24 protein-coding genes and 1 tRNA gene are annotated in these 26,416 nt (G+C 63.4%); 7 read left to right on the top strand and 18 right to left on the bottom strand.

Annotated elements, in window-relative coordinates:
* The first annotated feature begins 34 nt into the window (after window positions 1-34).
* The 5 genes from ppk1 to HBF24_RS14090 all read left to right on the top strand — a co-directional run bounded on the left by ppk1 (window position 35) and on the right by HBF24_RS14090 (window position 5,903).
* Entirely contained in the window at window positions 35-2,143 is a 2,109-nt protein-coding gene (gene ppk1 / locus HBF24_RS14110) for a polyphosphate kinase 1 (protein ID WP_240922579.1), read from the top strand.
* A gap of 134 nt (window positions 2,144-2,277) precedes the next feature.
* The gene (locus HBF24_RS14105; RefSeq protein ID WP_167174075.1) at window positions 2,278-3,795 is read left to right on the top strand and encodes a Ppx/GppA phosphatase family protein; all 1,518 of its coding nucleotides are present in this window, start codon (window positions 2,278-2,280) and stop codon (window positions 3,793-3,795) included.
* A 70-nt stretch (window positions 3,796-3,865) separates the two neighbouring features.
* Entirely contained in the window at window positions 3,866-4,588 is a 723-nt protein-coding gene (locus HBF24_RS14100) for a peptidylprolyl isomerase (protein WP_167174072.1), read from the top strand.
* Window positions 4,589-4,619: 31 nt separating this feature from the next.
* Window positions 4,620-5,360 carry a UDP-2,3-diacylglucosamine diphosphatase gene (locus HBF24_RS14095; RefSeq protein WP_167174070.1) on the top strand — a complete coding sequence of 247 codons (741 nt, stop codon included), beginning with the start codon at window positions 4,620-4,622 and terminating at the stop codon, window positions 5,358-5,360.
* Between the two features lie 81 nt (window positions 5,361-5,441).
* On the top strand, window positions 5,442-5,903 hold the full coding sequence (locus HBF24_RS14090; RefSeq protein ID WP_167174067.1) for a DUF2007 domain-containing protein: 462 nt from the start codon (window positions 5,442-5,444) through the stop codon (window positions 5,901-5,903).
* Here HBF24_RS14090 and HBF24_RS14085 read toward each other — a convergent pair.
* Window positions 5,900-6,310 (bottom strand): cupin domain-containing protein, encoded by a 411-nt coding sequence (locus tag HBF24_RS14085; RefSeq protein WP_167174064.1) that lies wholly within the window; start codon window positions 6,308-6,310, stop codon window positions 5,900-5,902. The genes HBF24_RS14090 and HBF24_RS14085 overlap by 4 nt on opposite strands.
* Window positions 6,311-6,374: 64 nt before the next feature.
* Here HBF24_RS14085 and HBF24_RS14080 point away from each other — a divergent pair, with 64 nt between their 5' ends.
* Window positions 6,375-6,851 (top strand): YaiI/YqxD family protein, encoded by a 477-nt coding sequence (locus tag HBF24_RS14080; RefSeq protein WP_167174062.1) that lies wholly within the window; start codon window positions 6,375-6,377, stop codon window positions 6,849-6,851.
* A gap of 705 nt (window positions 6,852-7,556) precedes the next feature.
* On the opposite strand, the gene HBF24_RS14075 is transcribed toward HBF24_RS14080, so the two are convergent.
* Window positions 7,557-8,330 (bottom strand): SDR family oxidoreductase, encoded by a 774-nt coding sequence (locus HBF24_RS14075; RefSeq protein ID WP_167174059.1) that lies wholly within the window; start codon window positions 8,328-8,330, stop codon window positions 7,557-7,559.
* Window positions 8,331-8,488: 158 nt separating this feature from the next.
* Here HBF24_RS14075 and HBF24_RS14070 point away from each other — a divergent pair, with 158 nt between their 5' ends.
* Window positions 8,489-9,394 (top strand): AraC family transcriptional regulator, encoded by a 906-nt coding sequence (locus HBF24_RS14070; RefSeq protein WP_167174056.1) that lies wholly within the window; start codon window positions 8,489-8,491, stop codon window positions 9,392-9,394.
* Here HBF24_RS14070 and HBF24_RS14065 read toward each other — a convergent pair.
* From HBF24_RS14065 to HBF24_RS13985, 16 genes are all read right to left on the bottom strand, one after another.
* Entirely contained in the window at window positions 9,385-10,476 is a 1,092-nt protein-coding gene (locus tag HBF24_RS14065; RefSeq protein WP_167174053.1) for a hypothetical protein, read from the bottom strand. The two genes, HBF24_RS14070 and HBF24_RS14065, sit on opposite strands and share 10 nt — an antisense overlap.
* 92 nt (window positions 10,477-10,568) lie before the next feature.
* Complete coding sequence (locus HBF24_RS14060) at window positions 10,569-10,751, bottom strand: hypothetical protein (protein WP_167174051.1); 183 nt, start codon at window positions 10,749-10,751, stop codon at window positions 10,569-10,571.
* Window positions 10,752-10,994: 243 nt separating this feature from the next.
* Window positions 10,995-11,071, bottom strand: a tRNA-Pro gene (locus HBF24_RS14055).
* A 110-nt stretch (window positions 11,072-11,181) separates the two neighbouring features.
* Window positions 11,182-11,538 carry a MerR family transcriptional regulator gene (locus HBF24_RS14050; protein WP_167174049.1) on the bottom strand — a complete coding sequence of 119 codons (357 nt, stop codon included), beginning with the start codon at window positions 11,536-11,538 and terminating at the stop codon, window positions 11,182-11,184.
* Window positions 11,519-11,818 (bottom strand): integration host factor subunit alpha, encoded by a 300-nt coding sequence (gene ihfA, locus HBF24_RS14045; RefSeq protein ID WP_167174046.1) that lies wholly within the window; start codon window positions 11,816-11,818, stop codon window positions 11,519-11,521. The genes HBF24_RS14050 and ihfA overlap by 20 nt, the downstream gene beginning before the upstream one ends.
* A gap of 1 nt (window position 11,819) precedes the next feature.
* Window positions 11,820-14,210: a phenylalanine--tRNA ligase subunit beta gene (pheT, locus tag HBF24_RS14040; RefSeq protein WP_167174043.1), complete on the bottom strand. Its 2,391-nt coding sequence runs from the start codon at window positions 14,208-14,210 to the stop codon at window positions 11,820-11,822.
* A 129-nt stretch (window positions 14,211-14,339) separates the two neighbouring features.
* The gene (gene pheS / locus HBF24_RS14035; RefSeq protein ID WP_167174040.1) at window positions 14,340-15,332 is read right to left on the bottom strand and encodes a phenylalanine--tRNA ligase subunit alpha; all 993 of its coding nucleotides are present in this window, start codon (window positions 15,330-15,332) and stop codon (window positions 14,340-14,342) included.
* 134 nt (window positions 15,333-15,466) lie between these two features.
* Window positions 15,467-15,826 (bottom strand): 50S ribosomal protein L20, encoded by a 360-nt coding sequence (gene rplT / locus HBF24_RS14030; protein WP_167174038.1) that lies wholly within the window; start codon window positions 15,824-15,826, stop codon window positions 15,467-15,469.
* A 16-nt stretch (window positions 15,827-15,842) separates the two neighbouring features.
* Window positions 15,843-16,040 carry a 50S ribosomal protein L35 gene (gene rpmI, locus HBF24_RS14025; protein WP_167174035.1) on the bottom strand — a complete coding sequence of 66 codons (198 nt, stop codon included), beginning with the start codon at window positions 16,038-16,040 and terminating at the stop codon, window positions 15,843-15,845.
* A gap of 260 nt (window positions 16,041-16,300) precedes the next feature.
* Window positions 16,301-16,831: a translation initiation factor IF-3 gene (gene infC, locus HBF24_RS14020; RefSeq protein WP_167174185.1), complete on the bottom strand. Its 531-nt coding sequence runs from the start codon at window positions 16,829-16,831 to the stop codon at window positions 16,301-16,303.
* A 55-nt stretch (window positions 16,832-16,886) separates the two neighbouring features.
* Window positions 16,887-18,788 (bottom strand): threonine--tRNA ligase, encoded by a 1,902-nt coding sequence (gene thrS, locus HBF24_RS14015; RefSeq protein ID WP_167174032.1) that lies wholly within the window; start codon window positions 18,786-18,788, stop codon window positions 16,887-16,889.
* A 970-nt stretch (window positions 18,789-19,758) separates the two neighbouring features.
* Complete coding sequence (locus HBF24_RS14010; RefSeq protein ID WP_167174029.1) at window positions 19,759-21,099, bottom strand: porin; 1,341 nt, start codon at window positions 21,097-21,099, stop codon at window positions 19,759-19,761.
* A gap of 97 nt (window positions 21,100-21,196) precedes the next feature.
* Complete coding sequence (locus HBF24_RS14005; RefSeq protein ID WP_167174026.1) at window positions 21,197-22,153, bottom strand: glycine betaine ABC transporter substrate-binding protein; 957 nt, start codon at window positions 22,151-22,153, stop codon at window positions 21,197-21,199.
* Window positions 22,154-22,179: 26 nt separating this feature from the next.
* Window positions 22,180-23,034, bottom strand: a complete 855-nt coding sequence (locus tag HBF24_RS14000) for a proline/glycine betaine ABC transporter permease (RefSeq protein ID WP_167174023.1) — start codon at window positions 23,032-23,034, stop codon at window positions 22,180-22,182.
* Window positions 23,031-24,311 carry a glycine betaine/L-proline ABC transporter ATP-binding protein gene (locus HBF24_RS13995; RefSeq protein WP_167174020.1) on the bottom strand — a complete coding sequence of 427 codons (1,281 nt, stop codon included), beginning with the start codon at window positions 24,309-24,311 and terminating at the stop codon, window positions 23,031-23,033. Before HBF24_RS13995 ends, HBF24_RS14000 begins: the two co-directional genes overlap by 4 nt.
* A 306-nt stretch (window positions 24,312-24,617) precedes the next feature.
* Complete coding sequence (locus HBF24_RS13985; protein ID WP_206064343.1) at window positions 24,618-26,369, bottom strand: dihydroxyacetone kinase subunit DhaK; 1,752 nt, start codon at window positions 26,367-26,369, stop codon at window positions 24,618-24,620.
* Window positions 26,370-26,416: the final 47 nt, after the last annotated feature.

The following is a 26,416-nucleotide window of genomic DNA, read 5'->3' as shown; positions in this document are numbered from 1 at the left end:
TGCCTGTCATGCGCCGGCACTATCATTGATGGTCATGGAACCGAACATCGCCCCCAACGACACCTCCGCCACGGAACCGGCGATCGACCTGAGCGCGCCGGAGCTGTACCTGAACCGCGAACTGGCCGCGCTGGAATTCAACTTCCGCGTGCTGGCCCAGGCGCGCGACAGCTCGATACCGCTGCTCGAACGCCTGCGCTTCCTGTGCATCGCCAATACCAACCTGGATGAATTCTTCGAGGTGCGGGTGGCGGTGCTGCGCCACCATTACGCCTTTGGCGATGTGGCCAACGGTCCGGACGGCCTGAGCTACGCCGAGATGCTCTCGCGCATTCGCGAGCGCTCGCTGGAGCTGGTCTCCGAGCAGTACCGCATCTGGTACCAGGAACTGCTGCCGGCGCTGGATCAGGAGGGCATCCGCTTTCTCACCCGCGATCAGTGGAGCTCCAAGCAGCAACGCTGGCTGCAGGGCTACTTCCAGAACGAGATCCTGCCGGTGCTGTCGCCGCTGGGCCTGGATCCGGCCCATCCGTTTCCGCGCATTCTCAACAAGAGCCTGAACCTGGCCGTGGTGCTGGAAGGCCAGGATGCGTTCGGCCGCGAGGGCAACATGGCGCTGGTGCGCGCACCGCGCTCGTTGCCGCGCCTGATCCGCCTGCCGGACGAGGTGGCCGAGTCGCCGTATGACTTCGTGTTCCTGTCCGGCATGCTGCATCAGTTTGCCGACGAGATGTTCCCCGGCTTCGAGGTGAAGGGCTCCTACCAGTTCCGCGTGACGCGCAATTCCGAGCTGGTAGTGGACGAGGATGAGGTCGAGAACCTGGCCATGGCATTGTCCGAGGAGCTGGCCGTGCGTGGCTACGCCAAGCCGGTGCGCCTGGAAGTGGCCGACAACTGTCCCAAGCCGATCACCGATCTGCTGACGGCCAATTTCGGCCTCGGCGAGCACGATGTGTACCGCTGCGACGGCCCGGTCAACATCAACCGCGTGATGGCCATCTACGACATGGTCGACCGCGCCGATCTCAAGTTCCCCAAGTTCACCCCGCGCCTGGCACCTGCGCTGGCCCAGTATGGCAACCTGTTCGATGCCATCAGCCATCGCGACATTCTGCTGCACCATCCGTACGAGTCGTTCCAGACCGTGATCGAGCTGCTGCGTCAGGCCGCGCACGATCCTGACGTGCTGGCCATCAAGCAGACGCTGTACCGCGTCGGCAGCGATTCGCCGCTGGTCGAGCAATTGCTGGCGGCGGCGCGCAACGGCAAGGACGTCACCGTGGTGGTGGAGCTGCGCGCGCGTTTTGACGAGGCAGCCAACATCCTGCTGGCCACACGCCTGCAGGAAGCGGGCGTGCAGGTGGTGTACGGCGTGGTCGGGCACAAGACGCATGCCAAGATGCTGCTGATCGTGCGCCGCGAGGATGGCCGCCTGCGCCGCTATGCTCACCTGTCCACCGGCAACTATCACACCGGCACCACCAAGCTTTACACCGACCTGGGCCTGATGACGGCGCACCCGGACATCGGCGAGGACATGCACAAGGTCTTCCAGCAGCTCTCCGGTCTGGGCCAGGTGGTCAAGTTGAAGCGCCTGCTGCAGTCGCCGTTCACCCTGCACCGCGCGGTGATGGACAAGATCGAGCGCGAAATCGCACACGCCCGTGCGGGCAGGCCGGCACGCATCGTCGCGCGCATGAACGCGCTCAACGAGGGCCATGTGGTCGAAACCCTGTACCGCGCCTCGCAGGCCGGCGTGCAGATCGACCTGATCGTGCGTGGCGCCTGTACGCTGCGGCCGGGGCTTGCCGGCATTTCCGAGAACATCCGCGTGCGCTCCATCGTCGGGCGTTTTCTGGAGCACAGCCGCGTGTACTGGTTCGCCAACGACGGCTCGGCGGAGCTGTGGTGCGCCAGCGCCGACTGGATGGAGCGCAACCTGCTGCGGCGCGTGGAAGTGGCCTTTCCGGTACTCGATCCGCAACTGGCCGAACGTGTCTACGAGGAAACGCTGGCCGGGTATCTGGCCGACAACACGCAGGCCTGGACGCTGGGTGACGACGGCCGCTACAGCCGGGTGCCGACCGACGCCGACGCGCCGTTCTCGGCACAGCTGAGCCTGCTCGAACGTCTGTGCAGCTAGGCGGCAGCGCATTCTGAATCGCACAAGGGCCGGGCGCTTACCGCGCACGGCCCGCGCATGCCACAATCTGAACGCACATCCGTCGCGCCGCCCCACGCGCGATGCCCGCCTGCCGCCCCACCTGGAGGAAAGCCGTGAGCCCAATGAGCCCGACGCAGATCAAGGACGGTGAATTGATGGCGGCGGCGGATCTGGGTTCGAACAGCTTTCATCTGGTGGTGGCGCGCTGCGAGCACGGCGAGCCGCGGGTTATCGATCGCGTGCGCGACAGCGTGCGCCTGGCCGCCGGCCTGCACAGCGACGGCACCCTGGATGCCGAGCGCCGCGAACGCGCCATGGCCTGCCTGGCGCGCTTTGGTCAGCGCATGGCCGACATCCCCGCCACGCATGTTCGCGCCGTGGCCACCAACGCGGTACGTCAGCTGAAATCACCCGGCCGCTTTCTGGCCGACGCCGAGGGTGCGCTAGGGCATCCAGTGGAAGTGGTCTCCGGCCGCGAGGAAGGCCGACTGATATTCCTGGGCGTGTCGCACGCGCTGCCGCTGTCGCGCGAGCGCCGCCTGGTGATGGACATCGGCGGCGGCAGCACCGAGTTCATCATCGGCCGCCACCTGGAGCCGCAACTGACCGAAAGCGTGCAGGTGGGCTGCGTGGCTTCCTCGCTGCGCTTTTTCCGGGGCGGCAAGATCACCCGCAAGCGCTGGCAGCGTGCGCGCCACGAAATCGGCGTGCTGCTGCAACAGTTCACCGAGGATTTTCGTGATACCGGTTGGCTGGAGGCCTACGGCTCGTCCGGTACCGCCAAGGCCATCGGCAACGCGGTGACCGAGTTGCGCCTGTCCGACGACGGCATCACCGCGGAGGCACTGGCCGGGCTTCGCGAACGCGTACTGGAAGCCGGTCACGTCGATCGCATCAACCTGCCCGGCGTGAACGGCGATCGCAGCCCGGTGATCGCCGGCGGCATCGCCATTCTGGAAGCGGCCTTCGAGGCATTGGGCATCGAGCGCATGCAGGTGTGTGAAAGCGCCATGCGCGAAGGCCTGCTGTGGGATCTGTTGGGCCGGGCCGGCGGCACCGACCCGCGCGCCTCCAGCATCGACTCGCTGGCCACGCGCTACGGTGTGGACAAGGCGCAGGCACGCCGCGTCGAGGCCACCGCGCTGATGCTGTTCGACCAGGTGGCCAACGCCTGGCAGCTGGATGCCGAGGCACGCGAATGGCTGTCATGGGCCGCGCGTGTGCACGAGCTGGGTCTGGCCATCGCACACAGCCAGCATCACCATCACGGTGGCTACATTCTGCGCAACGCGGATCTGGCCGGATTCTCACGCCAGGAGCAGCATCTGTTGGCCGCCTGCGTGGAATGTCACCGGCGCAAGCCCGATCGCGATGTAATCGCCGCGCTGCCGCCGCGCCATCGCGAGCTGGCGCGCCACATCACTACCCTGCTGCGCCTGGCCGTGCTGCTGCGCCGTGGACGTCGTCCGGAGCCGCTGCCGGCCATTGGCCTGGCCGTGCGCGATGGCGCACTGCGCCTGAGCCTGCCGACCGAATGGATCGGTCAACACCCGCTTACCGAGGCCGATCTTAAACAGGAGCAGGCCCTGCTGGCCGACGTCGGTAGCCATCTGGAGCTGTGCCTTGTCTGATCTTTTTCCGCGCAGCATGGCCCGTGCTTGCGTATCATCAAACCTCACACGCTCTGCCCGCCCGCACCCCATGCTCAACAAGATTGCCGTCTTCGCCCTGTCGCTGCTCGCCCCCTTTGCCGTGATGGCCCAGTCGGGCACGGCGACCAAGCAGGCACCCGCCAGCGCCTCCAGTAGCGCCGAAGCCGGCCCGGTCGTGCATCCGGAAGTAAAGCTGCACACCAGCCAGGGCGATATCGTCATCGAGCTTTACCCGGACAAATCACCCAAGAGCGTGGCCAACTTCCTGCAATACGTGCGGGATGGCTTCTACGACGGCACGGTGTTCCATCGCTCGATTCCCGGCTACCTGCTGCAGGGCGGGCTGTACACACGCAACCTGCAGGCCAAGCGCACGCGACCGCCGGTGCCCGCCGAAGCCGACAACGGCCTTTCCAACCTGCGTGGTACGGTGGCCGTGGCGCGCGGCGCCGATCCGGACTCGGGCACCTCGCAGTTTTTCATCAACCTGGTCGACAACCGGCGCCTGGATTACGTCAGCAACCAGAGTGGTCTGACCTGGGGTTACACGGTGTTCGGCAAGGTGATTTCCGGCATGAATGTGGTCGACAAGATCGCCGGCCTGCCCACGCATGCTCAAGGTCCATTCGCCGGTGACGTGCCGCAACCGCTGCCGGTGATCGAAAACGCCAGCGTGGTCGGCGAGCAGAGCAACGATGCTGCCAGTGCCAGCTCGACCTCGGCGGCCAAGCCCAAAAAACCGGCCTCGGCCAAGTCATCGAAGAAATCCTGATCCCCACCACGGAAACCAAGACAGCCGCCGCATGACCACGCTTTTCATTTCCGATCTGCACCTGGACGACGAGCGTCCGCACATCACCGTCCTGTTCGAGCAGTTCATGGCCAGCGACGACGTCCGCGCGGCCGAGGCGCTCTACATACTGGGCGATCTGGTCGAAGCGTGGATTGGTGATGACGACGATGCCGAGCTGCCGCAACGCATTGCCGCCGCCACTCGCGGCCTGGCCGACAGCGGCGTACCGGTGTACTTCATGCACGGCAACCGCGACTTCCTGCTGGGCCAGGACTTCGCCCGGCGCGCCGGCATGCAGCTGCTGGAAGACGGCACCGTGCATGAGGTCGGTGGCACGCGCACGCTGCTTATGCACGGTGACACGCTGTGCACCGACGATGAGGTCTACCAGAAGGTACGCGCCGAAGTGCGCACCGAGGCCTGGAAAAAGCAGGTGCTGTCCATGCCGCTGGAGGCACGTCGCGCCTTCGCCGCCAAATCGCGTGCCGAAAGCCGCGAGCACACCGGCGCCAGCATGGCGTCGATGGAATCGATCATGGACGTCAACCGCGATGCCGTATGCCAGGCCATGCGCCAGGCCGGCGTCACTCGCCTGATCCACGGCCACACGCACCGCCCGGGCATGCACGACTTCACGCTGGATGGCCAAGCGGCCCAGCGCATCGTGCTGGGTGACTGGTACGACCACGGTTCAGTGCTGCGTATCGGTCCGGAAACCATCGAATTACGCGGCCTCCCGATTACTCGCTGAAGACTTCGCTGCACTGCAACTTTCCCGTTTTCGGCATCGGCGTATGCTGCGAGCCGTGAGGCCCGTCCCAGGAGGTTGCCGATGGCGCAAGACACCACTACGCCGAACGTTGCCCAGTTGTCCGATCAGGCGCTACTGGAACAGCTGCGTGCCGGCCAACTCGATGAACACGCCCACCAGTGGGTGCGGCGCGAAGCCTGCCGTCGCGGCCTGGTCGATGACGGACTATGCGACGAGGACCTGCTGGACGGCGATGTGGACGACGACCCGATGGACGAGCTGGTGCCGCTGCTGCGTCGCTTCACGCCCGCCGACGCGCGCGCCGTGCAGCAGCGCCTGCATGCGGCCGATATCGACGCGGTGATCGCCGATGCCCACCTGGCGCACACCAACTCGCTGCTGTTCTATGCCACGCGTGGTGTACGCGTGCTGGTGCCGGCCTCACAGGCGGACGCGGCCATGTACGTGGTACGCCTATTCCAGGCCAGCGAGGACGCTGACGATCCTGCCTCGGCCTCGGCGACACTCAGCCGGGGCGCCTAAGCCGACAGCGCCACCGGTCGGTGCTGGGTACCCTCGCCGGGCGTGATGAACAGCATCTGCGCCGGCCCCTGCAGACGCGCGGTATGCCAGGTGCCGCGAGGGACCACCACGAAGCTTCCCGCCTGATCCAGCGTGTGCGACCGCTCACCGTCTTCTTGAGCCAGCACCAGTTCCACGCGTCCGGACAGCAGGCACACAATTTCGTCACCCGCCGGATGCATTTCCCAGTGCGTCCAGCTTTGTGTGTAATGCTGACAGGACAGCAGGTATTCGTGATGGAAACTGCCCAGCTCGCCCTGGCCCAGGCGCGTCCAGAAATCGTCGCCCACCGGTAACGCCTCGCTGCTCAGATCGCTGCGCAGACGCACGTAGGTGCCCATCAAATCCAGGCTATGGTTGTTGCTCATGAATCTCCCCCGAGTCCATGCGTTGACCCCCACACCCTAGCACGCCTGCACTACACTGCCGGCCATGAGCGAATCAACTGCCGCGCCGCGCATCTGGGTGGATGGCGATGCCTGCCCCAATCCGGTGAAAGACATGCTGTTCCGGGCCGCCGAACGTACCGGTGTGTGCGTCACCCTGGTGGCCAACCGCCCCATACGCGTGCCCGCACTCAAGCACGTCACCGCCATGCAGGTGGCCAGTGGCTTTGACGCGGCCGACGATGCCATCGCCGAGCGCGCCGTGGCCGGCGATCTGGTGATCACCGCGGACATTCCGCTGGCGGCCAAGGTGATCGAGAACGGCGCGCAGGCACTCAACCCGCGGGGCCAGCTTTACGATGCCGGCAACATCGCCGCGCATCTGAGCATGCGCAACTTCATGGACGAGCTGCGCGGCTCTGGCGTCGACACCGGCGGCCCCTCCAGCTTCGGCCCGCGCGAACGCCAGGCCTTCGGCGCCCAGCTCGACCGCTGGCTGCGCAGTACCCAAAGTCAGGCGTAGGCACGCCAGCTTCGGTGATATGAAACATCACTGTGCAGCTCACCCCCTCCCAACCTCCCCCTGCCAGCAGGGGGAGGGGCAGTTACGCTGGCGTGGCCGATGTCAGATACGGCCCGATTCCAAGCAGGGTCATGCGCCCGTGGCGTTGCGCAACCTACCTTAGCCTAAGGCCCGGTGTGTGCCTGAAACCAAGGACAACCAACGTCTATTCAAGCGCGTGATTCGGCTGATACGTATAGAAATGGGGAGCCAACACTCGCCCTGGGCCTGACGCTCGACGCAAGCAAGCCAAGTAGTGAACCCAGGCCCCCCTCCCAGCCTCCCCCTGCCAGCAGGGGGAGGCTGGGAGGGGGTAAACACCTGGCCGCGCTTGTCCTGCCTTGCCTCCGTAGCAGCTCGCAGAGGAAACGGTGCAAGGAGCTAGCGGCCAAGTCGCGCCTGTGCATACAACGTCACATCAAAGCAGCATGTCGCCCGAGGCTTCAATGCGCTGACCTTTAACCAGCGTCAGTGAGCCGTGCGGCGATCATCAATCGATAACGCCCATACCCCCCATCGCACCACACTCCTCCCCCTGCCCGCAGGGGGAGGCTGGGAGGGGGTAAACACGTGGCCGCGCCTTTCCTGCCTTGCTTCGGTAGCAGCTCGCAGGGGAAACGGTGCAGGCGCTGGCGGCCAAGTCGCGCCCGCGCATACAACGTCACATCAAAGCAGCATGCCACCTGAGGCTTCGATGCGCTGGCCGTTGACCCAGCGATTGGCGTCACTGAGCAGCGCGACGATCATCGGCCCGATATCGTCCGGCACGCCGGCGCGGCCCAAGGCGGTGGCCTGCGCGATCTGGCGGTTCAAATCAGGATTGTCGCGCACCATGCCGCCACTGAAATCCGTTTCGATGGCACCTGGCGCCACGGTATTGGCGGTAATGCCCCGCTCGCCCAATTCGCGCGCCAGATAGCGCGTCAGCACTTCCACCGCGCCCTTCATGGAGGCATAGGCCGCGCTGCCCGGGAACGAGAATCGCGCCAGGCCCGACGACACGTTCACAATGCGCCCGCCGTCGTTCATCAGCGGGAGTAGCTTCTGGGTGAGGAAGAACACTCCCTTGAAATGCACCCGGTACAGATGATCCAGGTCGTCCTCGGTCACCTCGATAATCGGCGCGTGGTGCGAGGTGCCGGCGTTGTTCACCAGGTAGTCAAACCGTTCGGCACCCAGCGTGGTCAGCGCCTCGCGCACCTGGGCAACAAAACCATCAAAGCTGTCCGATTGGCTTACATCCAGCGCCAACGGCAGTGCACGGGCACCGGCTTCCTCGGCCAGCTTTACCACGGCCTCGGCTTCGGCACGGTTACTGTGATAGGTGAAGATGCTCGCCACACCATCACGTGCCAGGCTCAGCACGGTGTTGCGACCCAGGCCACGGCTGCCGCCGGTGACAATGGCAATTTTCGGGGTTTCTTTCATGTTCGTGCTCATGGGAATCTCCAGCTGGCGTCTCGGGAATCACCAGCCTAAGCGTGCCCCGCCGCCATCTGAATGCCCGAACCGCGCGCGTTCTTGCCTGATCCTGCCTGGCTCCGACTCGCGGCACACAAATCGCCGTACCATGCCGATACGCCCGATGGATCTTGCCCATGGCCGATACCCTGCTCGCCCTGACCCGACGCTACGTCGCCGCGCAAACCACACCCAGCCCCTACTTCACCGACGTACCGGGTCTGGTGGTGATGCACACCGAGCACGCCCAACCGCCCTCGCACCTGCTGATGAAGCCGGCGTTGTGCCTGGTACTGCAGGGTGCCAAGTGGAGCATGTTCGGTGGTCGTCGCCACCATTACGGGCCGGGCGATGCGCTCCTGGTCAGCGTGGAAATGCCTTCCGTGGGCAGCGTGGTGAAAGCCAGCCCGGAAGAGCCCTACCTGGCCCTGGCCATCGGTCTGGATATGAACCTGATGCGCGAGGTGCTGGAGCAACTGGAAAGCCCTCCCACCACCACGGGAAACACGCGCCACGGCGTGTTCGTCAGCCATTTTGACGGCGCCCTGGCCGATTGCGCCCGACGCCTGGTCGCGCTGCTGGACACACCGCAGGCCGCACCGGTAGTGCAGCCGCTGATCATGCGCGAGATCTGCTACTGGCTGCTCACCGGCCCGCATGGCGGCGACTTTGCGAACGTAGTGCTGGGCAACAGCCACGCGCAACGCATCGTCCGCGCCATTCACGTGCTGCGCGAACGCTACGACCAACCGGTGCGCATCGAGGAGCTCGCCGCCGTGGCCAAGCTCAGCGCCTCGGCTTTCCACCGCCAGTTCAAGGCGCTCACGTCGATGACCCCGCTGCAATACCAGAAACAGCTACGGCTGCTTCAAGCACGGGAGCTGATGCTCTCGGGCCAGACCAATGCCGAGACCGCCGCCAACCAGGTGGGCTACGAGAGCGCCTCGCAATTCAGCCGCGAATACACGCGCATGTTCGGAGCACCGCCTAAGCGACATACAGTGTCAGAAAGCTCTCACAGTCAACGACCTCCCTACTCATAGCTTACATTTGGCAACTTACTAAAATTATAATTTGACGCTGCTTGATACTCACCAGAGCTATCATAGTCAGATAAACTCAAGTTACGACAGACATCCAGCTCATAATCTACCCTGCCAGAAATAAGCAGCGCGGCCATGGAGCGCAACAAAGGAACACGCTTTAACCTATCTTCTATAAAAAGAAATTGACCCGCCTGGTTAACTTCCAAAAAGTAAATTCTCCCAGATCGATCAACAACCAGATCCACACAGCCAAATATAAGACCCAGCCTATTCATTAGGCATTTTATTCGATTTTCCCATACCAGAGGGAGGTCTATGAGATCCATGATCACATCAGAATCATTCATGTGCTCCCTCGGATCTACATGAGGATCACCCACGGCACGGCTTATAGCCACTGCGAACATTCTTTTCCCAATCACCGTCACACGTATATCTTTTGATTTAACAATGTACCGCTGAAATATCCCCGGACACATTGCAATCGAGGCATCCGGGAGATCCGAATGCTCGTCTAGTATTGAGACGCTAGCCGAGCGACACTTATCACCTTTCTTGGTCTGCCAAGTATGAGGGTGAAAGACCTTGTGGACCACGCGCCCATAGCTCTTGATCATGGATGCCACGTCCTCTGAGTGGTTAGAAACAAGGGTTTCCGGGAAGGGGATAGCCAATTCCCTCGCAGCATGTAGCTGAACAAGCTTGCTTTCCGCTTTCGCTGCTGATGAAGGACGGTTGACCCAAAGTGCCGGTGAAATTTTGCACGACAGATCAAAAATGTTTTTTTGAAAAATTGACCATTGTTTTTCCATGAACTCTCGATCTGGCTCATATCCGTTGACCAAATTAGGTCTCTGGGGACGACGAAACCATATGGAGCGCGCGTCAAGCTCCTTCGTATGCTTTTTCCCTGCCCGGAGCAGCTGATGCGAGCTATCGACTTCAATACTTAGCCGCGGGTATATATTCATAATATCTGCCGAGACGATAGTTGGAACATCGCTTTTCCGTAGCACCCACTCCAAGGCTGAGGCGTGAGGATCAAATTTTTCGGAAAAAAAAATGACCGGCTGAGTCATGGGTCCCCCGGAAGCTCAAATAAAAGGGCCGCACTTTCCCAGCGCGACCCTCATAAAGAAACAGAAAGCATCAACAGCCTCTGTTTAAAAAATCAATACTGCTCTGAATATTCAATGCCGCCCATATCTGGAATATCCAGGGGGCTTCCGCCAGAAATACGTGACATGAATGCCTTGCCACTTTCACAGCTCGAATCGTAAGGGGCCACCTCAGTTGCCATCAATCGACCAAAAGGGCGAACCTGCGAGCCTTCGTCAGCGCTATTCATTTCCATGATGCGATCTCCTTGACGCAAAAGACAATGGATATTTATGCATCCTACAGTGCTACCACGCGTTGAAACATAAGAGCCAAAACGCGCTTCGCGACATCAACCTATAGACATATACATTGTCGCGATGTGATGAATTTCTCAGAATGACTTAATGGCTCAGCCGATCCAAGGCGGCTCATCCATAATTGTGCAGCGCGCAAAAAAAAAAGCGCCTATCGGCGCTTCTTTCTTGCAAAGATCTAGTGGTCGGGGCGGGGAGATTCGAACTCCCGACCCCTACAACCCCATTGTAGTGCGCTACCAGGCTGCGCTACGCCCCGACTTGTAGAACTTGCAGAACAGCGATTGTAGCAGGCCAGGCGCCTGCTGCGGAAGCCGTTGAACGGGCTTTTTTGCACCTTCTTGGCGAGCGGCCAAAGCTGCCCGACCGTCAGTGGCGCAGTATGCCGAGCACTTCTTCCAGCTCCATGCGCACCTGGCGCACGATCTGGTGGGACATGCTCGATTCCATGCGCCCGGTTTCGCCTTCCAGTCGACCGCGGGCACCGGTGATGGTGAAGCCCTGCTCGTACAGCAGCGAGCGGATCTGGCGAATCATCAGCACGTCGTGGCGCTGGTAGTAACGCCGGTTGCCGCGACGCTTTACCGGGTTGAGCGAGGGAAATTCCTGCTCCCAGTAGCGCAGCACGTGCGGCTTGACCAGGCACAGTTCGCTGACTTCACCAATGGTGAAGTAGCGCTTGGCCGGAATCGCCGGAAGTTCGGCGTTATTGCCTTGGTCCAGCATAGCCTTCCACTCTCACTTTGAGTTTCTGGCCCGGACGGAACGTGACCACACGACGGGCAGAGATGGGAATCTCTTCGCCAGTCTTGGGGTTGCGTCCGGGTCGCTGGTTCTTGTGACGCAGATCGAAGTTGCCAAAACCCGACAGCTTCACCTGCTCGCCTTTTTCCAGTGCTTCACGTACGGCCTCAAAGAAGGCATCCACGAATTCCTTCGCTTCACGCTTGTTGAGACCCACATCGAGGAAAAGCCGCTCGGCCATTTCCGCCTTGGTCAGAGCCATCTTATCCTCGCAGTCTTGCCAATCCATCGCGACCCAGTGCGGCGATGGCCTCAGCCACACACAGGTCCGCGTCTTCGTCCGTTAGAGTGCGTGATTCGTCCTGCAAAATCAAGCCTATAGCGAGACTCTTTCGACCTTCGCCCAAACCCTTGCCCGCATACAAATCGAACAGACGCAAAGCCTTGAGACGCTTGCCCAACGTTGCCTGGATGCAATCGGCCACGGCGGCGTAGCTGACAGCCTGATCCATTTCCAGTGCAATATCGCGCCGCACCGACGGGAATCGCCCCACCACCTGCGCGCGCGGCAACGTGCCGACGCTGATGGATGCGACATCCAGCTCGGCCACATAGACGTCCTGTCCCAGGTCCAGCGCGTCGGCCAGACGCGGGTGCAGCGCGCCGACATAGCCGGCCGCCTCGCCGTTGCGCATCACGCAGGCGCTACGGCCGGGGTGCAGCCATTGGGGCAGGTCATCGGCACTGAAACTCCAGTCTTCGGGCGGCGCAGCCATCGCCAGCAGCGACATGACGTCGCCCTTGATGTCGTGGAAATCAACGGCGCGCGAGGCTTCGCCCCACTGTTCGTCGGCGGCCGAACCACAGGCGACCATGGCCAGGCGCTCGACTTCCTTCGGCGCGGCGCCAGCTTTGGCCGCGGCATGGAAGGTGCGCCCCAGCTCGAACAGGCGCACGCGCGGCTGCTGGCGGGCACGATTGTGCGCCAGTGCATCGACCAGCCCCGGCAACAGCGACGGACGCATCACCGCCAGGTCCGCCGATAGCGGATTGGCCAGCGCCACGGTAGCGTCGGACAGCCCCCAGGTGTGCAGCGTGTCGGCGTTGACGAAGGCCATGCACACGGCCTCGTAGTAATCGCGCGAGACGGCCTGCGCGCGCAAAGCATTGCGGCCGATACGGGCTTCCGGTTGCGGTCGCAGATCCAGCTGGCCGCCCGGCGCGTGCGTGGGGATGCGATCGTAGCCGTGGATGCGTGCCACTTCCTCGACCAGGTCTTCCTCACGCGAAATATCGAAACGGCTGGTCGGCGCGGTAACCTGCCAGCCTTCATCGGTGGCGTCCACGTGCATGCCCAGCGCAGTGAGCATGCGCGCGACATCGGCGTCGGCCACCTCGATACCCAGCACGCGCTTCAAGCGGCTGCGGCGCAGGCGCACCGGTTGCGGCAGCGGCAGATCGGCTTCGCGCTCGGCCACGGTAACCGGGCCGGCCTTGCCGCCGGCAATCGACAGCAGCAGCTCGGTGGCACGCTCCAGCGCACGCGCCGGCAGCGCCGGATCGACGCCGCGCTCAAAGCGATGCGAGGCATCGGTATGCAGGCCCAGCTTGCGCGCGCGGCCCATGATGGCGGCCGGGGCGAAATGCGCCGACTCAAGGAATACATCGCGCGTGTCATTGGTGACCTTGGAATCTTCGCCGCCCATCACGCCGGCCACGGCCAACGCCCGCGCGCTGTCGGCAATGACCATGAACGAGGCATCGAGCTTGGCGTTGTCGCCATCGAGCAGCTGCAGGGTTTCGCCGGATGCGGCCGGCCGCACCACGATATCGCCGCCCAGCTTGGCGTTGTCGAAGGCATGCAGCGGCTGGCCCAGCTCCAGCATCACGTAATTGGTGATATCGACCACGGCGCTGTGCGGACGCAGCCCGGCGCGGCGCAGGCGCTCGGCCATCCATAGCGGCGTTGCTGCGCTCGGGTCGATGCCCTCGACTACGCGACCCAGATAACGCGGGCAGTCGGCACCGGCGGCCAGCTGTACGCCGCGCACGGTATCGATGCTGATGCTGGCCTCACCAATCGGTGGCGGCTGCACGGTGCTGTCGAACAAGGCGGCGACATCGTGTGCCAGGCCCACCAGTCCGAGACAATCCGGGCGATTGGGCGTGAGCGAGAGTTCGATCGCCGCGTCCGGAAGGCCCAGATAGTCGGCCAGAGCCGTACCCAGCGGCGCATCGGCCGGCAGCTCCATCAGGCCCGAGGCATCGGCATCGACACCCAGTTCCTTGGCCGAGCACAGCATGCCAAACGATTCCACGCCGCGCAGCTTGGCCGGCTTGATCTTCATGCCACCGGGCAGCACCGCGCCGACGGTAGCCAAAGGCGCTACCAGGCCTTCGCGTGCGTTGGGCGCGCCGCAAACGATTTGTATCGTCTCGTCGCCGCCGGCATCGACGCGACACACCTTCAGGCGATCGGCATCCGGATGGGGTTCGGTGCTGACAATACGCGCCACCACCACACCGGTGAGCGGGTCGTCCATGGCCACGACCTCTTCCACTTCGAGGCCAGCCATGGTGAGCCGGTGCACCAGGGTGTCGCGGTCAGCGGGCACATCGACCAGTTCGCGCAACCAGTTTTCAGAAAATTTCATGGCAAGAGCCGGGAATCGAGATTAAGAAGGTAGTTGAAGGCGGCACGAGGAGATGGGATGGGAAGGCGGGCTTCGCCACGCAATGCGGGCGCGCTTGGCATGACCTTTCCAACGTCCCCTTCCCGCCCCTCACGCAAACTGCTTTAGGAAACGCAGGTCGTTCTCGAAGAAGGCGCGCAGATCGCTGACGCCGTAGCGCAACATGGCAAAGCGCTCCACGCCCAAACCAAAGGCAAAGCCGGTGTAGCGCTCCGGGTCGATGCCGCAGTTGGACAGCACATTGGGATGCACCATGCCGCAGCCCAGCACCTCCAGCCAGCGCTCGGAACCATCGGCCGTTTCCCAGCGGATATCCACCTCGGCCGACGGCTCGGTGAAGGGGAAGTAGCTGGGACGGAAGCGCATCTCGAAATCGCGCTCGAAGAAGGCGCGCACGAAAGTGGCCAGCGTGCCCTTCAAGTCGGCAAAACTGGAGGTTTCATCCACCAGCAGCCCCTCGATCTGATGGAACATCGGCGAGTGGGTCTGATCCGAATCGCTGCGGTAGACCTTGCCCGGCGCAATGATGCGGATCGGCGGCTGACGGCCATGCATGGAGCGAATCTGCACCGGCGAGGTATGTGTGCGCAACAGGCGGCCGTCACCAAAATAGAAGGTGTCGTGCATGGCGCGCGCCGGATGATGCGGCGGGAAATTCAGCGCCTCGAAGTTGTGCCAGTCGTCCTCGATTTCCGGACCGTCGGCACGCTCGTAGCCCAGCCGGGCAAAAATCTCGGCCATGCGTTCGAGCGCACGAGTGACCGGATGCAGGCCACCGCGCTCGGCGTGGCGCCCGGGCAGCGTGACATCCACCTTCTCGGAAGCCAGGCGCTGATCCAGCGCGGCCTGCTCCAGCGCCTCGCGCCGGGCATTGATGGCCTGCTGCAGGCGCTGCTTGACCTGGTTGACCTCGGCGCCACGCGCCTTGCGCTCATCCGGATCGAGCTTGCCCAGCGATTTGAGCGCAGCCGTCACGGCGCCGCTCTTGCCCAGAAGACTCACACGCAGGGCGTCCAGCGCTTCCAGCGAGGAAGCGGCGGCGATCTCGCCCAGCGTGTTGTCGATATTCCCCAATGCGTCCATCGTCGCCTCGTTTGCCGGCGGCAGTGAAAAATGCCGGCGCCAGAAACGCAAAACGGGGAGAAGGCGTAGGGCCTTCTCCCCGCTTGCTTGTCTTCAACTCACCGCGAGACGCCCCTCAAGGGCGCCACGACGATTCAAGCAGCCAGGCTGGCCTTGGCTTTCTCGGCCAGGGCGCCAAAGGCGGCAATGTCGTGCACGGCGATGTCGGCCAGAACCTTGCGGTCCACCGTGATGCCGGCCTTGTTCAGGCCGTTGATCAGGCGGCTGTAGGACAGACCGAACTGACGGGCCGCCGCATTGATACGCTGGATCCACAGGGCGCGGAACTGGCGCTTCTTCTGCTTGCGGCCGATGTAGGCGTACTGACCGGCCTTGATGACGGCCTGGTTGGCTACGCGGAAAACGCTGTTACGGGCGTTGTAATAGCCCTTAGCGCGACCGATGACTTTCTTGTGACGACGACGGGCGGTAACGCCACGCTTGACTCGTGCCATGGTTCGTTACTCCTGATCAGACGTACGGCAGCATGCGGGCCACGGACTTGGCGTCAGCGGCACAGACATGGTTGGTGGCGCGCAGACCGCGCTTACGCTTGGTCGACTTCTTGGTCAGGATGTGCGACTTGAAGGCATGGCCGGCCTTGAACTTGCCGGAGGCCGTCTTGCGGAACCGCTTGGCCGCGGCCCGGTTGGTTTTGATCTTGGGCATGTTGATGCTCCCTGATGCAATGTTTTTCGACTGACCCAGGCGGCCATTGCTGGCGCTTTCCGTCCTGCCCGAATCGGCTTGTAGCGACCCATCCCAGCGGGTCGAACCGGGGATTATACAAGTGCTGCGCTGCAAAAGGAATATGCAGCCGCCTCACCCGCGCGCCGCCCGTACGGCACGCGAAAAGACCGACACGCAAAGGGCTCCGACGCCAGGCGTCGGAGCCCCCGCAAAAGCGATGGCTCGCTCAAGAAGGAGGCTTACACCTTCTTCTTGGGCGGGGCGATCATCATCACCATCTGGCGGCCTTCCAGGCGCGGGAACTGCTCGACCACGCCGAGCTCGCCGACGTCTTCCTGCACGCGCTTGGCCAGATTGCGGCCCAGTTCCTGATGCGACATCTCGCGACCACGGAAGCGGATGGTCACCTTGACCTTGTCGCCCTCTTCCAGGAAGCGCATGAGATTGCGCAGCTTGATCGAATAATCACCCACATCGGTGGTGGGACGGAATTTGACTTCCTTGATTTCGATCTGCTTGGATTTCTTCTTGGCCGCGTTGGCCTTTTTCTGCAGCTCGAACTTGTACTTGCCATAGTCCATGATGCGGCAGACAGGCGGATCGCCGTTGGGCTGGATCTCGACCAGGTCGAGCCCAGACTCCTGAGCCATGTTCAGTGCCTCATCGCGCGACAGGATGCCGACCTGTTCGCCCTCGGCGTCGATCACGCGTACGCGCGGAACACGAATCTCGTAATTGCGGCGATTGCCTTTGTTGTCAGTGGTGGCGATACCCTCGTCCTCCCAGCATGTTTTTCTTCAAATGACCGATGGCGTTGGCGCCGGATTAGTGGCGCGCTTCGGTCTCCAGTCGTGCGGCGAAGTCCGACAGCGACAGGCTGCCAAGGTCTTCACCCGAACGGGCTCGCACGGACACGACACCCGATTCCTTTTCGCGGTCGCCGACCACGAGCAGGTACGGAACCCGGTTCATCGTATGCTCGCGGATTTTATAGCCGACCTTCTCGTTGCGCAAATCGGCCTCTACGCGGAAGCCTTTGCCAACAAGGGCTTGCGCTACGTCAGCGGCGTAGTCGGACTGCGCATCGGTAATATTGAGCACTACCGCCTGAACTGGCGCCAGCCAGGCCGGGAAATGGCCGGCGTGGTGCTCGATCAAAATGCCGATGAAACGCTCCATGGAACCGACAATGGCACGATGCAGCATCACCGGGTGCTGGCGCGCGCTGTGCTCGTCCACGTACTCGGCGCCCAGGCGCTCGGGCATCATGAAATCCACCTGCATGGTGCCCACCTGCCAGCCGCGGCCGATGGAATCGCGCATGTGGTATTCGATCTTGGGGCCGTAGAAAGCGCCCTCGCCGGGTAGCTCCTGCCATTGGACACCCGCCGCCGACAGCGCGCCGCGCAGCGCGGCTTCGGCCTTGTCCCAGACATCATCGGAACCGATGCGCTTTTCCGGGCGCAGCGCGATCTTCATCTCGATGTGCTCGAAACCGAAGTCCGAATAGACCTTCATGGCCTGGGTGTGGAAAGCGGTCACTTCCGATTCGATCTGCGCCGGGGTGCAGAACACGTGGCCGTCGTCCTGGGTGAAGGCACGCACGCGCATCAGGCCGTGCAGCGCGCCGGAGGGCTCGTTGCGGTGGCAGCCGCCGAACTCGCCGTAGCGGATCGGCAGATCGCGATAGCTGTGCAGACCGGACTTGAAGATCTGCACGTGGCCGGGGCAATTCATCGGCTTGAGCGCGTAGGTGTGCTTCTCCGATTCGGTGAAGAACATGTTTTCCTGGTAGTTGTCCCAGTGGCCGGACTTCTTCCACAGCGACACATCCAGCACCTGCGGGCAGCGCACTTCCTGGTAGCCAGACTGGCGGTACACACGGCGCATGTACTGCTCCACCTGCTGCCACAGCGCCCAGCCCTTGGGGTGCCAGAACACCATGCCCGGACCTTCTTCCTGCTGATGGAACAGGTCCAGCGCCTTGCCGATCTTGCGATGGTCGCGCTTCTCGGCTTCTTCCAGCTGCGTCAGGTAGGCCTTGAGCTGCTTGTCGTTGAGCCAGGCGGTGCCGTAGATGCGCGTGAGCATCTGGTTGTTGGAATCGCCACGCCAGTAGGCGCCGGCCACCTTCATCAGCTTGAACGCGCGCAGCTTGCCGGTGGACGGCACGTGCGGGCCGCGGCACAGATCGGTGAACTCGCCCTGGCTGTACAGCGACAGCTCCTCGTTGGCGGGAATGGACTCGATGATTTCGGCCTTGTATGCCTCACCCATGCCACGGAAAAAGCTCACGGCATCGTCGCGGCTCTTGACGGTGCGACGCACCGGCAGGTTTTCCTCGACGATCTTCTTCATCTCCGCTTCGATCTTCTCAAGATCATCCGGCGTGAAGGGACGCTCGTAGGCAAAATCGTAGTAGAAGCCGTTGTCGATCACCGGACCGATGGTGACCTGCGCGCCCGGAAACAGGCGCTGCACGGCCTGGGCCAGCAGATGCGCGGTCGAGTGACGCAGGATCTCCAGCGCCTCGGGGCTCTTCTCGGTGACGATTTCCAGGCTGGCATCGTGCTCGATGCTGTGGTCGGCATCGACCAGCTTGCCATCGACCTTGCCGGCCAGGGTGGCCTTGGCCAGGCCGGCGCCAATGGAGGCGGCCACGTCCTGCACGGTCACGGGATGGTCGAAGGGCTTCTTGCTGCCGTCGGGTAGCGTAATTTCAATCATGGTGTCTGGAACTTGGCCTGCGGGCGCCGGTGCCGACGCGCGGTAAAAAGTCATCGCTGGCAACCGGATGGCTGCGAAGCGGAATGTGCGGGCGGAAACCCGAACACAAAAAAAGGCGCGTGGCGCCCTCGGACTGACGATAACGATGGGCGGGGAGCGCTAGTTGGAAATGCCGGTAGTGTCCATGTCGCACGCTCGACCCGCGGTTACCCGCCGGCCACCTGAAAAAAGGTGAATGAATGGCGCAAAAACTAGCCCGGCGGTGACCGGGTGTCAATGCTGGGCGCGCGGCGTGGTGGTGACTGTCCGGCGCGATGCGCTGCTTCTACCCCTCCCCAACCCTCCCCTGCCAGCAGGGGAGGGAGTCAAACCTTTCAACGTCGATGCGGGGTGGTGACTGAGAGGTGAGGTGCACTTTTCGCCTGCCACGGCCGCTGGCGGCTATCGCCGAGCGCGCGGCGTGGTGGTGACTGTCCAGCGCGTCGCGCTGCTTCTACCCACCCGACCCTCCCCTGCCAGCAGGGGAGGGAGTCAAACCTTTCAACGTCGATGCGGGGTGGTGACTGAGGGGTGAGGTGCACTTTTCGCCTGCCACGGCCGCTGGCCGCTATCGCCGAACGCGCGGCGTGGTGGTGACTGTCCAGCGCGATGCGCTGCTTCTACCCCCCGACCATCCCCTGCCCGCAGGGGAGGGAGTCAAGCCTTCAAATATTGGTGCGGCGTGGTGTCCGAGGGCCGACGCGTGCTTTCTGCCTGACCACTTCGCCGGCGGCTACCGCTCTCGCGTCCCGAGCGGTGTGCTTCGCGCCCCCCTCTGGCGAGCACCCGAGGGCAGGAAGAAACCCTGCGCGCGCCATGGTGTTTGAGGTCCCTCGCACAAAACACCTCCCCCTGCTTGCAGGGGGAGGCTGGGAGGGGGTGAACCCTGCCGCTACCTCACACCCATGGTAGCGGCCATCAACAGCGGTGCTTAGAAGTAGAAGCCGAAGTTGATGTTGAAGCGATGCTCGACCTGACCGTCGCCGGCCATGGAGCCGCCGATGAACGGCTGGTTGCGGCCGGTGACGAAGTCGAAGTAGGTGTAAAGATCACCCGCCGACACGCCCACGCCCGTCACGTTCATGAAGGTGCTGGGCAGGGCCGCGGTCTTGTTGGTGACCAGCGAATAGTCGTTGTAGAAGTCCAGTGAGTGAATCGGACCCCACGACACCGGGTAGTGATACTTCACGTTGAGCGTGTACGAGTTGGCCGCGGCCGGAATGGTGTCGTAGAAGGCATATGCACCCACGGCCAGCAACTTGGCGTTGCTGTCGGTGGTGTAGTCATAGCGCGCCGCCTCGGCCTGGAAGTTCCAGCGCTTGTAGTCGACATTGGTGTGCAGCGCGAAGGCGCTGTACGAGCCGATGCGCTCGTCCGGGCTGTCCAGTCCACCGTGCAGGGCCGAGCCACCCACTTCCCACTTCAGGTCACCGGTGGGCTTGAAGGTGTAGGCCACGCGCGCGGCGGCGGTGTCGACACTGCCGGCCGAGTGCTGCGGATTGGCGTAGGTGCCCTCGCCCGGACCACGCACGCCGACCACGTTGTACGAGTAGCTGTTGGCACGACTGCTGGCACCGCTGTCCACACCGCCCTCGGCATCGTTCTTGAAGAACGCCAGCTGCACGTTCCACGGCCCGCCCTTGTACACGTACTCGGCGCCGGCGTGGTAGGTGTCTTCCAGGCCCAGATAGTAGTTGGAGCTGAAGAAGTAGTTGTGCGAGTTGTATGGCTGGTTGCCGAACGGGATGCGCGTGATGCCCAGCTGCAGCTGCTGGTGATCGTCGAAGTCGTAGCCGAGCCATGCGTACTTGATGGCGCTCATGTACTGGAACCAGCGCCACTCGGCCTTCAGCTCGATGTTGTCGACCTTGCCGCTGAAGTTGAGGCGGAAGATGTCGAAATCGGTATCACCGACGCGACGCTCGTTGCCCTTGTTGTAGTCCTCATACGAGTACTGAAAGCGCATGGCACCGCCCACCTTGATGCCATCGGCCACCTTGTCGACCAGCTTCTTCTGCTTTTTCTGCTTCTCGACCACGACCTTCTGTGTCTTGGCCGTTTCCAGCTGCTTGTCCTTGAGCTCGGACTGCTGCTCACGCATGGCCTGCAACTGCTGCTGCATTTGATCCATGCGCTTTTGCATGACGGCAATCTGCTGAGCCAGCTTGGCCGAATCGCTGTCGTTGTCGGACTGCGCGGCAGCGGTCATGGGGAGGGCGAGTGCGGCGGCCACGGCAGCGGCCAGCACCCAGTGCTTGTGTTGGTTTTTCATAGATTGTGATCCTGGATGTGTGGACCAGGACCCGCGTCACGCTCCCCCAAGCGTGACGCGGTCCCCTAGGATTTCCCCCCGTCTTTCGTTCAGCCGATCAGTGCTGGCCGGTCCAGCCGGACACCATGTCCGCGTGCTGGCCCACCCACTGCCTGGCATTGGCCTTGGCATCGGAGCCGGACTTCTGGTTGGCGGCCATCACCTGCTGCATGTCCTTGGGCGTCCAGTTGAAGGCGTCCAGGGTGGCGTAGGCGGCCGGCATGTCCTGCTTCAGGCCCTTGCGCACCAGGGTGTCGATTTCCTCGGCGTTGCCGTAGATGCCCTTGGGATCATCCAGATACTTCAGGTCCCAGCGCGCCCACATCCAGTGCGGCGTCCAGCCGGTGACCACGATCGGCTCGTGGTTGTCGATGGCGCTCTTGAGCGCGGCGGTCATGGTGGCGCCGGAGCCGTCGATCAACTTCATCGGCAGCTTGTACTGGTCGATCGCCTTCTGCGTCATGCCCATTTCGCCGGCACCCGGATCGATGCCGACGATGCGGTCGTCGAACTTGTCGGCCACCGACTTCTTGGCCAGATCGCTGATGGAGCTGACATCGACATACTTGGGCACGACCAGACCCAGCTTGGTGCCCTTCATGTTGGCGCCCAGGTTGGTGAGCTGGTCCTTGGTCTTGGCGTAGTAGTTGCCCTGGGTGGTCGGCAGCCAGGCACAGACGGTGGCATCGGCGTCGCCGTCGGCAATGGCGGTGTACATGGCCGCGGCCGAGACCGAGACGGTCTTCACGTCAAAGCCCTGCTTCTCGAGCGTGGCCTGCATGACATCGGTGGCGGCCACGCAGCTGGACCATTCCACGTAGGCCAGCTTGACGCTGCCGTGCGCCTTGGCCGGCGCATTGCCGGAGGCCTCGGTGGCGGCCTGGCCGTTGTCGGCCGCCTGGTTCTGGGTGGCTGCATTGTTGTTGTTGCCGTTCGAGCAACCGGCCAGCGCCAGCGCGCCGACCGCCACGGCGGCCATCAGGCCCTGGTGCAAGGCATGGCGTTTGATCTCCATGAGCATTCTCCTCTTTGGGTGTTCTTTCAGTGACTCTTGGCGTCGTTGCGACGCCCGATGCGCTGGGTGATCCGGTCAAGGATCATGGCCAGCACGACAATGGCGATACCCGATTCGAAGCCCTTGCCGGGCTCCAGGCGCTGGATGGCCTTCCATACTTCGCCGCCCAGGCCGCCGGCGCCGATCATGGCGGCGATCACCACCATGGAAAGGGCCAGCATGATGGTCTGGTTGACGCCGGCCATGATGGTCGGCACGGCCATCGGCAACTGCACCTTGAACAGCTTCTGCCAGCGCGTGGAGCCGAAGGCATCGGCGGCCTCGATCAGGTCGGCCGGCACCTGACGGATGCCCAGCGCGGTCAGGCGAATGGCCGGCGGCGTGGAAAAGATCACCGTGGCCACCGCTGCCGACACCGCGCCCAGCCCGAAGAACGGGATGGCCGGAATCAGGTACACGAAGGCCGGCATGGTCTGCATGAAATCGAGCACCGGCATGACAATGCGATTGGTGCGCTTGTTCAGCGCCGCGGCAATGCCCAGCGGCAGGCCGATGGCCACCGCGATCAGTGTCGAGATCAGCACCAGGGTAAAGGTCTGCACGGTGGGTTCCCACAGGCGCAGATCCCACAGAAACAGCAGGCCGACCAGAGTGCCGATGGCGACGCGGCGACCGGCCGCCCACCAGCCCAGCGCGGCGATGGCCGGAATCAGCAGCCAGGGCGGCACGAACAACAGGCCACTGACGATGGCATCGATGACCGCCGAGAGGCCGTGGCTCAGCGCCTTGGTGATGAAGGCAAAATGCGAGGTGGTCCAGTCAAGCGCCACATCGACGATGTGCGCCAGCGGAAACTTGGGAACGGTGGTGGCGAACATCATGCCTGCTTGTCCTCCTGGTTCGATGCCGATGCGGCGGTCTCGGCTTCCGCCGGCGCGACTGCTTCGACCGGGGCCTCACCGGCATCGCCGGCGGCCGTTTCGCTACTGCTGTCGGACAGGGCGGTCAGCACGCCGGCGCGGGTCACCACGCCCAGGACCTTGTCGGCCTCGTCGACCACCGGCAGCGACCAGCGCCATTCGGCCAGGATGCCAATGATGCTCATCAGTGGCTCGTCGGCCTTCACCGACGGGGTTTGCTCGATATAGCCCTCGATCGACTTGGCACCGTCCTTCACCGCCTTGTCGGCCTGCTCCAGGCTGATGGTGCCGACCAGGGTGTAATCGCGACGCACCACCAGCAGGCTGGCCAGGTTGTCGTCGTCCATCTTGTGCAGCACGGTGCGCGGACCATCGTGGGCAAAGGCGACCACACGGGCACGCCGCAGCACCGAGCGCGCGGTCAGCACGCGCGACATGTCCACGCTTTCGACAAAGCGCTCCACGTAGGCATTGGCCGGGTTGTTGAGAATGTCCTCCGGGGTGCCGATCTGCACCACACGGCCATCTTTCATCAGCACGATGCGGTCGCCGATCTGCAGCGCTTCGTCCAGGTCATGGGTGATGAAGACGATGGTCTTCTTCATGCGCTCCTGCAGCGAGATCATCTCGTGCTGCATGTCGCGTCGGATCAGCGGATCAAGCGCGCTGAAAGCCTCGTCCATCAGCATGATGTCCGGCTCCACCGCCAGTGCACGGGCCAGGCCCACGCGTTGCTGCATGCCGCCGGACAGCTGGCCGGGATAGGCATCTTCCCAGCCCTTGAGGCCCACCAGATCCAACGCCTCACGCGCCTTGCGACGGCGCTCGTCCACGCCCACGCCCTGAATCTCCAGGCCGTACGCGGCGTTATCGGTGACGCTGCGATGAGGGAACAGCGCAAAGTGCTGGAACACCATGCTGATCTTGTTGCGGCGCAACTTCAGCAAAGCTTCGTGGTCGAACTTTGTGATGTCCTTGTCATCGATAAAGATCGAGCCACGGGTCGGCTCATTGAGCCGGTTCAGGCAACGGATCAGGGTGGACTTGCCGCTGCCGGACAGCCCCATCACCACGAGCAGCTCGCCCTCTTCCACCTCGAAGGAGACGTCGGCCACGCCCACGGCATGCCCGGCTTCGCGGATGGTCTTGTTGTCCTTGCCTTCGTCCAGCATGCGCAGACCCTTCTGCGGCTGCGGGCCGAAGATCTTCGTTAGTTTCTCGACCTTTATTTTCGGCATCGATCCTCAAGCGCCAGAGCCGGCTGCATGCACGCAAAAGCGCGCCTGTCCGAACCCAACATCACCTTTGACGCGGGGACGAACACTGCTGCCGATTCAGGCTAATGGTTAAGGGAATTCACATACCTTAACACAAACAATCACTTAGACCGAAGCGTACGCCGTTCTCCATTGCGGAATCAGTCACCTATGCGAGCATTTTGTGATGGCAAGCCGATGCCTGTCGTGGCAGCCATTGCTCCGATAAGCCGCTTTCCCCAACCCATCCCATGCAGTGCTGCGATGTACCCCACGCCTGGGCCGACGTCAGCGCCGCGCGCCGCGATATCGGCGATGCGCCCTCGACCTCGATCGAGCACGGCGTGGCCCGCTTCGTGGCCTGGTATCGGGATTTCCACCAAACCTGCCCCCCGGCGATGGCTCAGTCGCGCGCCAGCGCCTGAAACACGCGCGCCACCGCCTCGGCGCCGGGATCAATGACCCCTTCAAGACTTCGGCGCGCACGTAGGCAGCCCTTCCTGCGCCGGCCTGCGTGATGTTCGCCGTGGCATCGGCACCCTCGCGCGCGGCCTTGGCGGCAGCGGTCAGATCGCCTCCTTCGCGCAGCGCATTCACTGCCGGCACCAGCGCGTCGAGCATGGTGCGATCGCCGGGCCTGGCGCCCCCATAGTGCTGCATGCGCGAAATGCCCTGCGCCAGCGCCTCCGGCCACAACAGCCCCTCATCCAGGGCGACCCCGGCGGCGGCAAACAGAATCGACAGCAAAACACCGCTGGAGCCGCCCATGGCCTGCGCCAGCGTGCGCCCCAGCTGACCACACAGACGTGCGTTGTCGGCACTGGAAAGCAGCCCTTCGTCAAGCAACTTGCGCACCGCCTTCGCGCCACTGGCGAAGGTGCTGCCGGTGTCACCATCGCCGCTCTCGGCATCCAGGGCATCCAGCGCCTCGCGCGCCTGGTCCACTGCAGCGAGCACGGCGCCGATGCGTGCCTCGATGGCCTCATCGCGCATGCCGGCGCTTTCGTAATTGACGCTCAGATGTGGCTCGAAATGCGCCACCGGTGCCGGCTTGAAGGCGCCCGGCCAGGCTGCCGGCGACGCCGGCTCGTCCAGCGCCTGCACATAGTCGGTGCGTGCCGGCAACAGGGTGACCGAAAAGCCATGCATGTTCATCGAGGTCATCAGCCGTGCCGGACGCACCAGACGTTCTATGCGCGCCACACCGAGACCATCGATCAGAGCGCGGGTCAGCACTGCCAACTCCTGTGGCGCGCATCCGCCCAGATCATTGAGCATCACGATCATCGGCATGTCGGCGCCGAAGCGTCGCTCGAATTCAGCCTTGAGCGGGGCCAGTACCTGGCCCATGGCCTCGCTGGCATCGCGTGGGTCGACCTGCTGCGCGCCAGATTCATTGTGGATACCCAGACCCAACTCCGGCTGCCGCGACTGGGTGGCCTGTCCCGGCACATGGCAAGCCTCCAGTGACAGTCCCAGCGAACACAGTTCATCGGCCACGCGCTGCGCGGCGGCGGTGACCGTTTCCAGTTCGTCGCCGCGTGCGGCGCAGGCGCCGGCGATCTTGTGCACCAGCACCGTGCCGGCGATACCACGTGGCTGGGCCACCTGCGGCAGCGCAATGTCATCGGCCACGATGACCGACGCCACGCGATGGCCTTCGCCGGCTGCGCGCTCTGCGGCCAGACCAAAGTTGAGGCGGTCACCGGTGTAGTTCTTGATGATCAGCAGGCAGCCGGCCTCACCGCTGACGCGTCGGATGCCGGCCAGCACCGCCTCGACGCTGGGCGAGGCAAATACCTCACCGGATATGGCTGCGGTCAGCATGCCGGACCCGACATAACCGGCGTGACTGGGCTCGTGGCCGGCGCCGCCTCCCGATACCAGCGCCACCTGGCCAAGGCGACGGTCCCAGTCGGCACGCGCCACGATGCGCACGCCGGCGGTGTCGGGCGCCGAACGCACCAGGCCCGAATCAGCGCACAGTGCGTCCAGTCCGGCATCGACCACGGCGTCGGGTCGGTCGTAGAAAAAATCCATGGGTGAGAGCCTCTACATGCAGGTGACCTGTCCATCCCACCATAACC

The organism is Oleiagrimonas sp. C23AA (assembly GCF_011759385.1).
Lineage (GTDB): Bacteria > Pseudomonadota > Gammaproteobacteria > Xanthomonadales > Rhodanobacteraceae > Oleiagrimonas.
Note: the sequence above shows the minus strand (reverse complement) of the source record. Positions and strands in the feature narration are given on the sequence as shown.

Coding starts and splice junctions, on each gene's coding strand:
- ppk1 (WP_240922579.1), top strand. CDS start 35: ATGGAACCGAACATCGCCCCCAACGACACCTCCGCCACGGAACCGGCG.
- HBF24_RS14100 (WP_167174072.1), top strand. CDS start 3,866: ATGCTCAACAAGATTGCCGTCTTCGCCCTGTCGCTGCTCGCCCCCTTT.
- HBF24_RS14095 (WP_167174070.1), top strand. CDS start 4,620: ATGACCACGCTTTTCATTTCCGATCTGCACCTGGACGACGAGCGTCCG.
- HBF24_RS14090 (WP_167174067.1), top strand. CDS start 5,442: ATGGCGCAAGACACCACTACGCCGAACGTTGCCCAGTTGTCCGATCAG.
- HBF24_RS14085 (WP_167174064.1), bottom strand. CDS start 6,310: ATGAGCAACAACCATAGCCTGGATTTGATGGGCACCTACGTGCGTCTG.
- HBF24_RS14080 (WP_167174062.1), top strand. CDS start 6,375: ATGAGCGAATCAACTGCCGCGCCGCGCATCTGGGTGGATGGCGATGCC.
- HBF24_RS14075 (WP_167174059.1), bottom strand. CDS start 8,330: ATGAGCACGAACATGAAAGAAACCCCGAAAATTGCCATTGTCACCGGC.
- HBF24_RS14070 (WP_167174056.1), top strand. CDS start 8,489: ATGGCCGATACCCTGCTCGCCCTGACCCGACGCTACGTCGCCGCGCAA.
- HBF24_RS14065 (WP_167174053.1), bottom strand. CDS start 10,476: ATGACTCAGCCGGTCATTTTTTTTTCCGAAAAATTTGATCCTCACGCC.
- HBF24_RS14060 (WP_167174051.1), bottom strand. CDS start 10,751: ATGGAAATGAATAGCGCTGACGAAGGCTCGCAGGTTCGCCCTTTTGGT.
- HBF24_RS14050 (WP_167174049.1), bottom strand. CDS start 11,538: ATGCTGGACCAAGGCAATAACGCCGAACTTCCGGCGATTCCGGCCAAG.
- ihfA (WP_167174046.1), bottom strand. CDS start 11,818: ATGGCTCTGACCAAGGCGGAAATGGCCGAGCGGCTTTTCCTCGATGTG.
- pheT (WP_167174043.1), bottom strand. CDS start 14,210: ATGAAATTTTCTGAAAACTGGTTGCGCGAACTGGTCGATGTGCCCGCT.
- pheS (WP_167174040.1), bottom strand. CDS start 15,332: ATGGACGCATTGGGGAATATCGACAACACGCTGGGCGAGATCGCCGCC.
- rplT (WP_167174038.1), bottom strand. CDS start 15,826: ATGGCACGAGTCAAGCGTGGCGTTACCGCCCGTCGTCGTCACAAGAAA.
- rpmI (WP_167174035.1), bottom strand. CDS start 16,040: ATGCCCAAGATCAAAACCAACCGGGCCGCGGCCAAGCGGTTCCGCAAG.
- thrS (WP_167174032.1), bottom strand. CDS start 18,788: ATGATTGAAATTACGCTACCCGACGGCAGCAAGAAGCCCTTCGACCAT.
- HBF24_RS14010 (WP_167174029.1), bottom strand. CDS start 21,099: ATGAAAAACCAACACAAGCACTGGGTGCTGGCCGCTGCCGTGGCCGCC.
- HBF24_RS14005 (WP_167174026.1), bottom strand. CDS start 22,153: ATGGAGATCAAACGCCATGCCTTGCACCAGGGCCTGATGGCCGCCGTG.
- HBF24_RS14000 (WP_167174023.1), bottom strand. CDS start 23,034: ATGATGTTCGCCACCACCGTTCCCAAGTTTCCGCTGGCGCACATCGTC.
- HBF24_RS13995 (WP_167174020.1), bottom strand. CDS start 24,311: ATGCCGAAAATAAAGGTCGAGAAACTAACGAAGATCTTCGGCCCGCAG.
- HBF24_RS13985 (WP_206064343.1), bottom strand. CDS start 26,369: ATGGATTTTTTCTACGACCGACCCGACGCCGTGGTCGATGCCGGACTG.